Genomic DNA, 13,979 nt, shown 5'->3' with positions numbered 1-13,979 from the left:
ATGACCCCAGGCCGGCAAACGACCCTCCCAACGCCAATCCGGCTCAAGATCCTGAGGGGTCAATAGATTGGGCAACAAAGCACGCGACATCGGACGGCTCCTTCTTCAGGAAAGGGAGGGCTGGATCATGGTCCGGCCGCCGGAACAATCGGCGACCGGAAAGGGGCAGTTGCGGCCGCCGCGAACGGCAGCCGCGCCATCATCATTCGGCGGCCTTGGGCAGCTCGAGGCCGGTGGGGTAGGGCTTGTTTTCGCTTTCAAGCTTCATCCCGGCCGCGATCGCCATGGTTTCCATCATGGCCATGAAATCCTTGGCGAGGTATTCCTCGGGGTCGGCCTGAAGCTGTGCGGCCCCGAAATGCGACTGCAGCGCCTCGCGGGTGGTCGCTGTGACCGGCATCGGCACGCCGAGGTTGCGCCCGGCGCTCAGGCCCAGGTCCAGGTCCTTGCGCAGCAGTTCCGGGGTGAAGGTCGTGGTCCAGTCGAGATTGATCATTGCGTTCGACTTGTAGCGTGTGAAGACCGAGCCCATCACCGAATTGTTCATGAAGTCGAGGAAGGCACTGCGCGGCACGCCGGCCTTTTGCGCCAGCAGGGTGATCTCGATCATGTTCTGGGTGACCACGCCGAGGAACACGTTATGCGCGATCTTGCAGAACCGGGCCAGTTCGCCCTCACCGACATAGGACACGCCGCTGGCGGCGATGTCGTTGAGCATCGGCTCGACCTTGTCATAGACGGCGCGCGGACCCGAGGTGACGGCGCTGAGCTTGCCGGCGCGCACGCATTTGCCGTTGCCGCTGACCGGCGAGGCCAGAAGTTCGGTGCCACGCTCGGCCAGGCGGGCGCGGATTTCGGCTGACTGCTCGACCGCGATCGACGAGCAGTCGACGACGATCTTCGGGGCCTTGTCGCCCGAAAGCACACCTTCGGGGCCGAAGCAGACCTGTTCGACATCCTTGCCGGTCGAGACCATGATGAACAGCACGTCCACCCCGCCCAGGTCGCGCGGGCTGTCGACCAGTGTGGCGCCCTTTTCGGCCAGCGGCTCGGCCTTGGCGCGGGTGCGGTTCCAGATATGCACGTCATGTCCGGCATCGACAAGGCGTTCGGCCATCGGGTAGCCCATGCGGCCCATTCCGATCCAGCCCAGGGTCATTTTGCTCATTGGATTTCCTCCGTGATAGAAAGCTCAACCTCGCCCGTGAGGGCATTTCATCGTCCGGCTGCCCGGGAAGGCGCCGTGTTTCGTCAGCAAGTCCTGCCCCAAGGGAAGGCAGAACCTTTTCCGCGCAGGGGTTTCCGCACGGGCCTTTTCGGCTTTCGGCTGCGTCCGGTGCCTCTGGGGGCGCGTGGCCGCAAGAGTTGCGCAATCGTTTGCACGAGCCTCTAGCATGTGGCCCGAAAACGGGTCAAGAAAATTATGCAACCGATTGCGCGATGCCGCCCCGGAAGGTAGTGTGACGCAGCGGCAGGATCATCCGCCGCCGGGAAGGTATGGTGCAGACCGGCATGAAAAAGGCCATCACTCTCAGGGATATCGCGCGAGAAACCGGCGTACATGTTTCAACGGTATCGCGCGCGCTGGACGCGAGGACGCAGGCCTCGCTTACCGCCGAGGTGGTGGAGCGGGTGCGCGCCACGGCCGAGCGCATGGGCTACCGGCCGAACCGGCTGGCCTCGGGGTTGCGGACGAATCGAACCATGACAGTGGGCCTGGTGATTCCCGATATCACCAATGCGGTCTTTCCGCTGATCGTGCGCGGGATCGAAAGTGTGCTCGAGCCGCTTGGATATGCCTCGATCATCGTCAACACCGACAACCTTTCCGAGCGCGAGCACCGCCTTGTCGACCTGCTGCAGGAACGCGGTGTCGACGGGGTGATTCATGCCGCCGCCACGCGCAACGACCCGAAGATCGTCGAGATGGCCGCGCGCGGCATCCCGATGGTGACGGTCAATCGCAGCATCGAGCATTCGGATATCCCCGCCGTGGTCAGCGACGATGCGCGCGGCGTGCAGATGATGTTGCAGTACCTGTATGACCAGGGGCACCGGCGCATCGCGCATCTGTCGGGACCTGCGCAATCCTCGACCGGGCAGGCCCGGCGGCAGGCCTTTGTCGAGGCGGCGCAAGCCTTGGGGCTCGAGCTGCCGCAGGCGGCCATTGTCGAATCCGCCCGCTATGAAGAGGATGAAGGCCGCCGCGCGGCCTTGCGCCTGCTCGACAGTGGCTGGCCGTTCACCGCGATCCTGTGCGCCAATGACCGGCTTGCGCTTGGGGCGATTGCGGTGTTGCGCGCGCGCGGGCTGGATTGCCCGGCCGATGTTTCAGTGACCGGGTTCAACGACATGCCGCTGCTCGATCTCATTCTGCCCCGGCTGACCACCATTCGTATCCAACAGTTTGAGGTGGGCAAGGCCAGCGCCGAAATTCTGGTGCGCATCATGACTGAAACCACGCCGCGGATCCCGCGCGAGACGGTGCTGCCCGTGTTTCTGGTCGAACGCGACAGCGTGGCGCCGCCGCGCGCCGCAAGCCGGCGCGCCTGTTGAGACGCGTTTGCCCCGCGGGCAGCGGAGTGCTGCGGGAGGTAATGAAGCTGCGCTAAGCATTTCCCTCGCCATGCGGCGGGAAAGAGATTACGTTTTGGCAACGGCAAAAGGGCGGTTCGGACATTCCGCGCCTCGGCCGGGCAGGCCTTGGGCTGACAAGCAGGGACAGGAGTCAACCATGTCTATCAAGAGTATCCTCGCCACCTATACCGGCAGCGCCAGCGGGGCCAGCGGCCTGGGGCTGGCGGTGCATATGGCAAAGAAATACGATGCACATCTGACCGGGGTGGTCTGGCATGGCCCCTCCATGATGGAGAGCCATTACAGCCAGTACATGACCGCCGATATCGAAGAGATCCTGCGCGCGCGCGATTCAGAGGTCGTTGCCGGCATCCGCGCCGATTTCGACAAGCGGGTGGCCGAGGCGGGCCTCGAGGGGCGCGCGGAATTCCTGGACCTCAGCAGCGGCTCGGATCTGAGTCTTGCCGAATGTGCCCGCGCCTATGATGTGGTGGTGATGGGGCTGGCGGAACTCGATATGGGCCAACGGAATTTTGCCGCGCGGCCCGATGTGGTGGCGCTGCGCAGCGGCCGGCCGGTGATCCTGGTGCCGTCCGAATACGCGGTGGAGTCGCTGGTCGAGAATGCGCTTATCGCCTGGGACGGCAAGCGCGCCGCGGCGCGGGCGCTGGGGGATGCGATGCACATTCTCGAAACCAAGGAAAAGGTGACGGTGCTGACCGTGGGCGAGGCCCCGCCTGCCCGCCCCGGCGCCGATATCACCGACCTGCTGCACCGTCATGGTATCGAGGCGGAGCGTATCGTTCGCGCGCCCGGAAGAAAGGGCACCGGGCATACCATTCTCGACGCCGCCCGCGAGGTTGGCGCGGGGCTTCTGATCATGGGCGCCTATGAACACAGCAAGTTCAGCGAAGACCTGATGGGCGGCGTGACCCGCGACATCCTGGAAAACGCCCATCTGCCGGTGCTCATGTCGCACTGAGCGGGCGCAGCCGACCTGCCATGCCGGGGCGGGGGCCTGCGCCCCCCCCCCCCGGAGGGTTCACACGGCTGTCATTCTCTGCCGGCCATCCGGGCTTGACCTTGCCCCGCTTTCCAAGGACGGTGCGCGAAACCTCGCAATCGCATGAGACGTATGGCCGCGCGCACCCCTCCCTTTGCCCGCTTCGAATGGATGATCGCCTGGCGCTATCTGCGCGCCCGGCGCGCCGAGGGCGGCGTCAGCGTGATGACCTGGATCAGCCTGATCGGCATTACCCTGGCGGTATTCGCGCTGATCGCCACGCTGGCGGTGCGCTCGGGCTTTCGGGCCGAGTTCGTCGACACGATCCTGGGCGCCAATGCCCATGTGACGATCTATTCGGCGGTGCATGTCACCGAATCCGGTCAGGCCACGCGGGCCATCGACAATTTCGACGAGATCGCCGCGCGCGTTGCCGCGGTGCCCGGCGTGACCCGCGCCGCGCCGCTGATCCGGGGCCAGGTGCTGGCCAGCAACGAGGGGCGTAACGCGGGCATCGAGCTTTTTGGCATGTCGCTCGAGGATCTGCGCGGTGTGCCGAGGGTCGTTGACCCGGAAACCGGGCGCGGCGATCTGGAGCGTTTTGACGAAGGGGTCGCCATAGGCTCGGGCGTGGCGCGCGAGTTGAACCTCGATATCGGCGACCGGGTGCGGCTGATCCTGCCCGACGGGGTGCAGACCCCGTTTGGCCCCTCGCCGCGCATCAATGCCTATGAGGTGGTCTATATCTTCACCGCCGGCCGCTATGACATCGACCGAACGCGCATCTACATGCCTTTCGACGAGGCACAGAGCTATTTCAACCGCGAGGGTGTAGCCGACGAGATCGAGATCATGGTCGTCAATCCTGAGCGGCTGGAGCAGATCCTGCCCGAAATCCTGCGCGCGGGCGGCGAACGGGCGATGATCTGGACCTGGCGCGACAGTGCCGGCAGCTTCCTGCGCGCGCTGGAGGTCGAGGACAACGTGATGTTCGTGATCCTGTCGATCCTGGTGCTGATCGCGGCGATGAACATCATCTCGGGGCTGATCATGCTGGTCAAGAACAAGGGCCGCGACATCGGCATCCTGCGCACCATGGGGCTGACCGAGGGCGCGGTGCTGCGCGTGTTCTTCATCTGCGGCGCTTCGGTGGGTGTGATCGGCACGGCCCTTGGCGTGGTGCTCGGCGTGTTGTTCGCGATCTATATCGACGAGGTGTTCTCCTTCGTGAACTACGCCATGGGCGGCGGGGTCTGGGACCCGTCGATCCGGGGCATTTATGCGCTGCCGGCCGAGTTGCGGCTTTACGATGTGGCCCGCGCTGTGGGCCTGTCGCTGGGGCTTTCGTTCATCGTGACGATCTTTCCGGCGCGGCGGGCGGCGCGGATGAACCCGGTGGAGGCGCTGCGCTATGAGTGACGCCGGGGCAATCCTTGCACTGGAAGACATCACCCGGACCTACAACAAGGGCCGCCCCAACCAGGTCGAGGTGCTGCGCGGCGTCAGCCTGTCGCTGGCGCGCGGCGAGGTGGTCGCGCTGGTGGCGCCTTCGGGGGCCGGGAAATCGACATTGCTGCACATCGCCGGGCTGCTCGATACGCCCGACTCGGGCCATGTGCGCATCGAGGGCGAGGATTACACCGACAGCCCCGACGCGATGCGCACGCTGGCGCGGCGGATGCAGGTGGGGTTCATCTATCAGTTCCATCACCTGCTGCCCGAGTTCAGCGCGCTGGAAAACATCGTGCTGCCGCAACTGGCCAATGGCATCCCCCAATCGGTGGCCGAGGCGCGCGCGCGTGATCTTCTGGCACGCGTCGGTGTGGAACCGCGGGCCGACCACCGCCCCGCCGCGCTGTCGGGCGGCGAGCAACAGCGCGTGGCCTTCTGCCGGGCGCTGGCCAACCAGCCGGGCATCCTGCTGGCCGACGAGCCCACCGGCAACCTCGACCCCGACACGTCGGAGCAGGTCTTTGCCGTGCTGATGGGCCTGGTGCGCGACACCGGGCTTTCGGCGCTGATCGCCACCCATAACCTCGCGCTGGCCAAGCGGATGGACCGCGTGGTGCGGCTGGATCACGGCCGGGTGGTGGAATAGCGCGCAGCCAGATCGGTGCGCCCCGGGTTGCGCCACGCGATCCGGTCCGGCCCGGGCGGCCTGCGCCGGCTTACCAGAGCGAACGGATGACGAAATCGCCCTCCTGCTGGCCGGCGGGTGGCTGGAAATCACCCTGATCGGGCGCCATGCTGCCCGCAGGGGGAATGTATCCGCCATCACCGTAAAGCCACTGGCCCTGGTCGCTCAGCAGGCCCGGCGGCCAGTTGGCGGCGGCCATCTGCTCGGTCGCGCGGCGCAGCCCGTCGCTGCCGATCAGCCCTGCCTCATGCGCCTGGCGCAGGATATCGGCCGAGATCAGCGCGGCCGAGGTGCCGCCGGTGGGGCGCCCGGGGATGCCGCGGTTGTCGTCGCGGCCCATCCAGACGCCCACCGCCGTATCGGGGGTAAGCGCCACGAACCAGGTGTCGCGGTGTTCCTGCGAGGTGCCGGTCTTGCCGATCACCGGGACGGGATGCTCGCGGAAGGCCTGGAACCCGGTGCCGCGCAGCACCACGCCGCGCATCATCGATTGCAGATTTCCCAGGTCGCGGGCACGGACCACCGCGTTGCCCGTCCTGCTGTCGGGGCGCCGCCAGAGCGTTTCGCCCCGCGCCGTGGCGCCGGCGACGATATGTGGTGTGACCGGAACGCCATCATTCGCCAGCCCGGCATAGCCGCCCACCAGGTTGCGCAACTGCACTTCGGAACTTCCCAGCGCCGCACTGAGCACCCGCGCCATGCCGCCACGCGAATAGACGCCGAAGGTTTCGGCCATGTCGGCCATGGCGTGAATGCCGATGCCATCGGCAATATTCACCGCCACCAGGTTCGAGCTGCGCTCAAGCCCCTGGAACATGGGGATTTCGCCGCTCTGGCTGCGGTCATAGTTCTGCGGGCGCCACAACTCGCCCGACTCGTCGTAGTAATCGCGCTCCCAGTTGGGGATTGGCGTGTCAGGCGCATAGCCACGGTCCAGCGCAGCCATCCACAAGAACGGCTTGATCGCCGATCCGGGCTGGCGCATCGCGCGGGTGCGGTCGAAGGCGCTGAGCGCGGCGTCGTGCCCGCCGATGCTGGCCAGGATCGCGCCGGTGCGGGCGTTCATCACCACCACCGCGCCCTGCAATTCGGGGATCAGCCTGGCCATGAGTTCGCCCTCGGCCAGTCGGGCGGGCAGGATATGGCCGGGCCGCGGGGTGTAGCCCTCGGGCAGGGTCTCAGACTGCACGGTGATCCAGACGGGCGTGCCCTGGCCACTGTCGGAAAGCGCGCGCCAGGCGCCGTCGCCCGCGTCGGCGATCAGGATCAGCCGGAACAGCCCCTCACCGGCCGACATGTGGCGGGCGGCCTCGTCGCGCGCGGCGCGCAGATCGGCATCGGCAGGGGGCTCATCGGCTGCCAGCCGCCGCAGCAGCGCGGGCGAAAGCTGACCGGCAACGCCCTGGCGCGCCAGTCTCTCGATACCCGCGCGCAACGCTTGCTCCGAGATGCGCTGCCAGTCCTGATCGACGGTCAGGTCAAGCTCCAGCCCCGCCTGCGCGCGCAACGTCGCGGGCAGATCGAGCGCGCGCAACTCGGCGCTGGTGGCGCGCACGGCCCACAGGTCGCCCGCCTCGCGCAAGGGTGAGGCGATCACGTCGATCGGCTCGGCGCGGGCCGCTTCGGCCTCTTCCGGGCTGGCCCAGCCCAGGGCCTCCATCCGGTCGATCACATGATCGCGGCGCGCGCGGGCGCGTTCGGGGTTGCGTGCCGGGTCGTAATAGCCCGCCCCGCGCAGCAGACCTGCCAGAAGGGCGCTTTCGGCAAGGGTTACGTCGGCCCAGTCTTTGCCAAACCAGGCTTGCGGCGCTCGCGAGGCGCCCGTTACCCCGCGTCCGAACCATGCCGAGTTCAGATAAGCCAGCATGATTTCGTCGGGGCCGAGATCGATATGCGCGCGCACGGCCAGCACGGCCTCGGCGATCTTGCGCTCGATGCTGGCTTCCGAGCCGGTGACGATGTTCTTCACAAGCTGCTGGCTGAGTGTCGAGCCGCCGCGCACATCGCCACGCAGGGCCGAAACCGCAGCCGAGCCGGTTGCCAGCGGGTCGATGCCCGCATGAGCGCCGAAGCGCTTGTCCTCGATCGCCATGACCGCGCGCAGGAAGGTTTCGGGAAAACCGTCGATCAGCGCGGGCACCGTGCCCGCCGTTGCAAAGCCCGCAGGCTCGCCCCCGCTATAGTTCAGATGCGCAGCATAGCCCGAGGGCGGTGCCTGTATCTGCCCGGCCAGATCAACCGCCGGCAGGTCGATCCCGCCCAGCGGGCCGGTCATCGTCGCGGCCAGCAGCCCGGCGCCAAGGTTGGCCAGCGAGAACAATCCAGCATCGGGCATCGCGCAACAATCCTCCGGTTGCGGCGGGCCGTGTCGCCCCGCCTTGCAATTCTTCGCCCCTCGGGTTGCCGCGCTATACCGGCGCCGGGCGTTCAGGGGTGTTATATCGTGCAGCCATGCCGGGTGGGCAACCCGTTCCGGCCGTGCTTTGGCGTCAAGTGTATTCTTTCTGCACCTTAGGGCCGATCACGATTGCGCAGGGTGGCGCATTTTCGGGTGCGGGCGGGGTCAGTCGGCAAGATGCCGCGCGCTCAGACCCAGGCGGGCGGCCAGGTCGCGCCGCCCGGCGAGGTCGCGCTCAGGCCATTCGGCCAACTCGTCAAGGTGCAGCGGCGCCTCGGGTGCGATGTCGAGCGCCAGCGCGCCCCCCCCCAGCAGCATCTGTTGCAGCGCGTCGGCAAGCGCGCCCGCCTCGGCCAGTCCAAAACCGGCGGCCATCAGCGCCCCGCGGCCCGCGCCGGCGACCAGCCCGCCATCTAGCCGCTCAAGCCGCCCGGCCTCGCGCAGCCCCGGCATCAGCTCGCCCGCTTCGTGCAGGCGCAACTCGGCTCGGACAAGCGCGCCCTGGTCAAGCTCGGCCAGGAATTCCAGACGGTGGGTTTCGGCGGCATTGACGGCAAGCCCCGTCATGCCCTCGAGCCGTGCCGCGCCCCCGCCTTCGCCTTCGCCCAGGCGGGCTTCGCCATCCAGACCCAGGCTTTCGACCCCGAGCTGCCCGGCCAGCGCCGGCAGCGCCGTGCTGAGCGCGCCCAAAAGCGCGGCCTCGATCCGCAGCCCGGCCCATTCAACCAAGTCGGTGTCGTCTTCGGGCCGGTGGCTCAGGCCCAGCCGTTCGGCGGTGGCGACGATGCGCATCTGCCCGGTGGTGTTTTCCTCGCCCAGGAACCGTGCGCCGGGGGGCACGCCGGCGCGCAGCCGGTCGAGGTCCAGTCGGGCAAGCCGCCCGGTTTCCGGCGCGCCTTCGAGATCGAGAAAGAAGAACTGCCAGCGCAGGCCCAGCGGATCGGTGATATTGCCATCCGAAAGGCGGCGGCTCAGCCGGCCATCAGTGCCGACCCCCTGCTCAAGCAGCAATGCGCGGCCCTGTCCCAGCGGGGTGGAAAGCGTGACCTCGTCGCCATCGGCGGGCGCGAGTTCCAGCGCCGCGCCACCCGGCAACGCCCAGCTTTCGCGCTCCTGTGCCGTGGCGGGGAAGGCCGCGGTCATGGCCAGCAGGGCAAGCGCGGCGGCGGCAAGGGGCAGGGCCGGGGCAGGGCGGTGATCGGTGGTCGGGTGCATTCTGGCGTGGCTCCGTTCGCGTCGCGGATTGCCGCGCGGCTGCGGCAAGGGGCGCGGATCATGGTTGTCGTGACGCATAGAATGAAGATGCGCCGCGAATTGCAAGGCCGGCCGGTCACACCGGCGACAGGCGCGCGATGTTTCGCTGGCTGGTGGCGGGTGCGGCGCATGTCTCGGCCCGCGATACGCATGCCCTGCCCGGCGGAGACCAGCGGCTCGGGACCAACAAGTCGCGCGGCAGAGATTGTTCCTGCCGCGATCCTGTCTTATATGAGTTTTCGCAGCCGCGTGGGAGATGATGCCTTGCTCGATGTGACCAATATGCGGTCGGTTCTGGCTGACCATTACGATCTTGCACCGTCGATGGAGGCGGCCGAGGCCACGCGCGACATTCATGCCCGCATGGCCCGCGTCGTGCCGCTGGCCGACTGGGCCGTCTACGCACCATACGTGATCGCCATAAACCGGCTAAAGAAGGAACGCGACGCGGTCGTTCTGGCGCATAACTACATGACGCCGGAAATCTTCCACGGTATTGCCGACCGCGTGGGCGACAGCCTCAAGCTGGCCATCGACGCCACCGAGGTGGAGGCGTCGGTGATCGTGCAGTGCGGCGTGCATTTCATGGCCGAGACGTCGAAAATCCTCAATCCCGGCCGCACGGTGCTGATGCCCGACATGGAGGCCGGCTGTTCGCTGGCTGAATCGATCACTGCCGCCGATGTGGAAACCATGCGCGCGCGCTACCCCGGTGCGCCGGTGGTGACCTATGTCAACACCACCGCTGAGGTGAAGGCGGCCTCCGACATCTGCTGCACCTCGGCCAATGCGCTTCAGATCGTCAACGCGATGGAGGGCGACACGGTCATCATGACGCCCGACAAGTATCTGGCGCAGAACGTCGCGCGCGAGAGCCACAAGCGCGTCGCCTGGTGGGACGGCAGCTGCATCGTGCACGAGCTTTACACCGCCGAGGATCTGCGCGCCTATCGCGACAGCGACCCCGAGGTGAAGATCATCGCGCATCCCGAATGCACCCCCGATGTGGTGGCCGAGGCCGATTACACCGGTTCTACCGGCGGCATCATCGACTGGGTGCACCGGCACAAGCCGGGCAAGGCGATGCTGGTGACCGAGTGTTCGATGGCCTCGAACATCGCCGATGCGCTGCCCGAGGTCGAGTTCGCGCGGCCCTGCAACATGTGCCCCTACATGAAGAAGATCTCGCTGGAAAAAATCCTCTGGTCGCTGCACAGCATGACCGGCGAGGTCACGGTCGATCCCGCCGTGGCCGATGGTGCGCGGCGCGCTGTGCAGCGGATGATCGACCTCAGCCGCAAGCTGCAGGGCTGACGCGTCAGGATGGGCGGGCAGACCGTCGCAACCGGGCGCGTTGTCATTGCTGGTGCCGGGATTGCCGCGCTTTACGTGGCACTGCGGACCACCCCATGCCCGCCAACCATGCCTCGCAAACGGAGCCCCAGCCATGAGCGACCCTGAAAGCGCGATTCCCGGCGCGCTGACGCCCTTGCCCGAAATCCTGCTCGAGCCGCTGTTGCGTGCCGCGCTGCACGAGGACCTTGGCCCCTCGGGCGATGTGACCAGCCGCCTTGTCATCCCGCCTGAAACCAATGCCCGCGCCGCGATCCGCGCCCGCGAGGAAGGCGTGCTTTCAGGGATGCAACTGGCCGAAATGGCCTTTCGCCTGATCGACCCGTCGCTGCGCGTCACCACCCGGCTGGGCGACGGGGCGCGCTGTGCGTCCGGCGATGTCGCGCTCGAGGTCGAGGGGCGCGCGCTGTCGATCCTGATGGCCGAGCGGGTGGCGCTGAACTTCGCCGGCCGGCTTTCGGGGATCGCCACCCAGACGGCGGCCTATGTGGCCGAGACCCGCGGAACGCACGCGCGCATCACCTGCACCCGCAAGACCACACCGGGCTTGCGGGTGGTGGAAAAGGCCGCCGTGCGCCATGGCGGCGGGTATTCGCACCGCTTCGGGCTGGGCGATGCGGTGCTGATCAAGGACAACCACATCGCCGCTGCCGGGGGCATCCGCCCTGTGCTCGAGGCCGTCAAGCGCGGCGTGTCGCATATGGTCGCGGTCGAGATCGAGGTGGACACGCTGGCGCAACTGGATGAGGTGCTGGCCATCGGCGGCGCGAACGCCATCCTGCTGGACAACATGAGCACCGAAGACATGGCGCGCGCAGTCGAAATGGTGGCCGGACGCGTGGTGCTCGAGGCGTCGGGCAACATGCGTCTTGAGCGTGTGGCCGAGGTGGCTGCGACCGGGGTTGACTATATCTCGGCCGGGGCGCTGACGCATTCGGCGCGCACGCTCGACCTGGGGCTTGATTTCTGAAGGGCAGACCGGCCGCGTCTCTGCCCGCGACCCGGAAGCCGCAGGACACCCGTGCGGCGTATCGCCCGTAGCCGGCAACAGCCCTTGCGCCCTGCCGCCGCTGCACCTAAACCCGCTGCCATGAGCGACAATTCCTTCACTTCCTCTGCACGCGATGAAACCTCCTTGCGTCTGGCGCTGGTCACAGGGGCCTCGCGCGGGATTGGCCGGGCACTGGCCGAGGCGCTGGCCGCGCGCGGGTGGCATGTGGTGGCGGTGGCGCGCACCGCCGGCGCGCTCGAGGAAATGGATGATCGCGTGCAGCGTGCGGGCGGCCACGCCACGCTTGCACCGATGGACATCACCCAGGACGATGCGATGCGGCATCTTTGCCGGTCGATCCATGATCGCTGGGGCCGGCTGGACCTGTGGGTGCACAGTGCGATCCACGCCCCGCCGATGAGCCCTGCGGGTCATGTCGCGCCGAAAGACTGGGACAAGACCATCGCCACCAACATCCGTGCCACCGGCATGTTGATCCCGATGATCGAGCCGCTCTTGCTGGCGGCCGGCGCGGGCGCGCAGGCGGGTGACGATAGCGGCGCCGGGCAGCCCGCACCCCGGCGCGGGCCCGGCACGGCGCTCTTTTTCGATGATGCGCGCGCGGGCGAGCGGTTTTTCGGGGCCTATGGCGCCTCAAAGGCGGCGCAGATCGCCCTGGCGCGAAGCTGGCAGGCCGAGGCTGCGCGCATTGGCCCGCGCGTGCTGATCGACACGCCCGCTGCGATGCCCACGGCGACGCGCGCGCGTTTCTTCCCGGGCGAGGATCGCAGCCGCCTCACCCCCTGCGCCGACGAGGCCGCGCGGCTCTGCGCGCTGCTGGAAACGCCGCCCGCGCAGGGGTGAGCGGTTTGCTGCCAGGGGCGCGTCCCGCGTGTGAACGCGGGCGCCTGGCGCGGCCGCTTCCTTGCTCAGACGGTATCCAGGTAAAGCTCCACCACCTCTTCGGGGGCAAGCTCGGCCATGTAATGCAGCTCCTGTCGCTTGGTCAGGATCAGGTTGCGGATCAGCCCGGCGGGGAAGATGCGCGCGATTTCCGCACTGCTTTCGAACCGCTCGATCGCGGCGCGCCAGGTGACGGGGATCTGTGGCAGGTCCTGCGCATAGGCATTGCCGGTAATAGGCGGCGGCGGCGTCAGCGCGTCCTCGATTCCGTTCAGTGCCGCGCCCAGAACGCCCGCGATCAGCAGGTAGGGGTTGATGTCGCCCCCCGCCACGCGGTGCTCAATGCGCCGTGCGCGCGGGTTGCCTGAAGGCACGCGTATGGCGGTGGTGCGGTTTTCATAGGCCCAGGCGATGCCGATGGGCGCATGGGCGCCGGGTACGAAACGATCGTAGCTGTTGGCGTGCGGGGCGAACAGCAGCATCGAATCGGGCATCGCGCGCAGGCAGCCGGCGATGGCGTGGTGCAGGGTTTCCGACCCTTCAGACCCACCATTGTCGAAGACATTGGCGCCGTTGCGGTCGAGCACCGAAAAATGCATGTGCATCCCGTTGCCCGGCTGGTCGGCATAGGGTTTGGCCATGAAACTGGCGGCGAACCCGTGGTGCCGTGCCAGCCCCTTGACCAGGAGCTTGAACAGCCAGGTGTCATCGGCGGCCTTGAGCGCGTCATCACTGTGCAGCAGGTTGATCTCGAACTGGCCCAGCCCGGCTTCGGAGATCGCAGTGTCGGCGTCGATGTCCATGGCCTCGCAGGCGTCGTAGAGATCGGTGAAGAAGCGGTCGAAGGCGTCGAGCGCACGCAACGCCAGCGTATCGGCGCCGGGACGGCGCTTGCCCGAACGCGGGCTGGGTGGCACGCGCAGATCCTTGCCGCTGTCATCTATCAGGTAGAACTCCAGCTCGGTCGCCACGACCGGGGTCAGCCCCCGCGCCTTGTAGCGCGCAAGCACCGCCGCCAGCGCGTGGCGCGGGTCGCCGTCAAAGGGGGTGCCATCCTCGCGAAACATCCAGATCGGCAAGAGCGCTGTGGGTGCCTCCAGCCAGGGCATGGGCAGAAAGCCGCGTTCGGTCGGGCGCAGCAGCCCGTCGGCATCGCCCGATTCGAACACAAGCGGGCTGTTTTCGATATCCTCGCCCCAAATGTCGAGATTGAGCACCGAAAGCGGAAAGCGCGTGCCTTCTTTGAGCACCTTGCCGGCGAAACGCGCGGGAATGCGTTTGCCCCGCGCCTGACCGTTCAGATCGACCGCTGCTACACGGATGGTCCTGACCTCGGGGTGTTCCCGCAGCCATTCTTTCATAT

The 13,979-nt window shown here is 67.4% G+C and carries 11 protein-coding genes; 7 read left to right on the top strand and 4 right to left on the bottom strand.

Translation table 11 applies throughout. The features are described 5' to 3' along the window. Nucleotides 1-202: 202 nt before the first annotated feature. Nucleotides 203-1,168, bottom strand: a complete 966-nt coding sequence (locus tag DQ229_RS04015) for an NAD(P)-dependent oxidoreductase (RefSeq protein ID WP_114964989.1) — start codon at nt 1,166-1,168, stop codon at nt 203-205. Nucleotides 1,169-1,512: 344 nt separating this feature from the next. Here DQ229_RS04015 and DQ229_RS04010 point away from each other — a divergent pair, with 344 nt between their 5' ends. From DQ229_RS04010 to DQ229_RS03995, 4 genes are all read left to right on the top strand, one after another. Then, nucleotides 1,513-2,556, top strand: a complete 1,044-nt coding sequence (locus tag DQ229_RS04010) for a LacI family DNA-binding transcriptional regulator (RefSeq protein ID WP_114964993.1) — start codon at nt 1,513-1,515, stop codon at nt 2,554-2,556. Between the two features lie 178 nt (nt 2,557-2,734). Then, a complete protein-coding gene (locus DQ229_RS04005; protein ID WP_162300736.1) occupies nt 2,735-3,559 on the top strand; it encodes a universal stress protein in 825 nt (274 codons plus the stop codon). 153 nt (nt 3,560-3,712) lie between these two features. After that, nucleotides 3,713-4,999: a lipoprotein-releasing ABC transporter permease subunit gene (locus DQ229_RS04000; protein ID WP_114964987.1), complete on the top strand. Its 1,287-nt coding sequence runs from the start codon at nt 3,713-3,715 to the stop codon at nt 4,997-4,999. Continuing rightward, a complete protein-coding gene (locus DQ229_RS03995) occupies nt 4,992-5,678 on the top strand; it encodes an ABC transporter ATP-binding protein (protein WP_114964986.1) in 687 nt (228 codons plus the stop codon). The genes DQ229_RS04000 and DQ229_RS03995 overlap by 8 nt, the downstream gene beginning before the upstream one ends. 70 nt (nt 5,679-5,748) lie before the next feature. Here DQ229_RS03995 and DQ229_RS03990 read toward each other — a convergent pair whose 3' ends face one another. Together DQ229_RS03990 and DQ229_RS03985 are read right to left on the bottom strand one after the other, a co-directional pair. Continuing rightward, nucleotides 5,749-8,052, bottom strand: a complete 2,304-nt coding sequence (locus DQ229_RS03990; protein WP_114964985.1) for a transglycosylase domain-containing protein — start codon at nt 8,050-8,052, stop codon at nt 5,749-5,751. A gap of 228 nt (nt 8,053-8,280) precedes the next feature. Beyond that, entirely contained in the window at nt 8,281-9,330 is a 1,050-nt protein-coding gene (locus DQ229_RS03985) for a hypothetical protein (protein WP_155326436.1), read from the bottom strand. A 270-nt stretch (nt 9,331-9,600) separates the two neighbouring features. On the opposite strand from DQ229_RS03985, the gene nadA reads away from it, so the two are divergent. The 3 genes from nadA (at nt 9,601) to DQ229_RS03970 (ending at nt 12,577) form a co-directional block, all read left to right on the top strand. After that, nucleotides 9,601-10,683, top strand: coding sequence for a quinolinate synthase NadA (gene nadA, locus DQ229_RS03980; RefSeq protein WP_420796852.1), 1,083 nt, complete (start codon nt 9,601-9,603; stop codon nt 10,681-10,683). A 133-nt stretch (nt 10,684-10,816) separates the two neighbouring features. Continuing rightward, nucleotides 10,817-11,692, top strand: coding sequence for a carboxylating nicotinate-nucleotide diphosphorylase (gene nadC / locus DQ229_RS03975; RefSeq protein WP_114964983.1), 876 nt, complete (start codon nt 10,817-10,819; stop codon nt 11,690-11,692). A 120-nt stretch (nt 11,693-11,812) separates the two neighbouring features. Beyond that, nucleotides 11,813-12,577 carry an SDR family NAD(P)-dependent oxidoreductase gene (locus DQ229_RS03970; protein WP_114964982.1) on the top strand — a complete coding sequence of 255 codons (765 nt, stop codon included), beginning with the start codon at nt 11,813-11,815 and terminating at the stop codon, nt 12,575-12,577. A gap of 65 nt (nt 12,578-12,642) precedes the next feature. Here DQ229_RS03970 and DQ229_RS03965 read toward each other — a convergent pair whose 3' ends face one another. Then, nucleotides 12,643-13,977, bottom strand: a complete 1,335-nt coding sequence (locus DQ229_RS03965) for a glutamine synthetase family protein (protein ID WP_114964981.1) — start codon at nt 13,975-13,977, stop codon at nt 12,643-12,645. Nucleotides 13,978-13,979: the final 2 nt, after the last annotated feature.

This window comes from Alkalilacustris brevis, assembly GCF_003350345.1.
GTDB lineage: Bacteria > Pseudomonadota > Alphaproteobacteria > Rhodobacterales > Rhodobacteraceae > Alkalilacustris > Alkalilacustris brevis.
The sequence above is the reverse complement of the archived record's forward strand: the minus strand, read 5'-3'. Positions and strand labels throughout refer to the sequence as shown.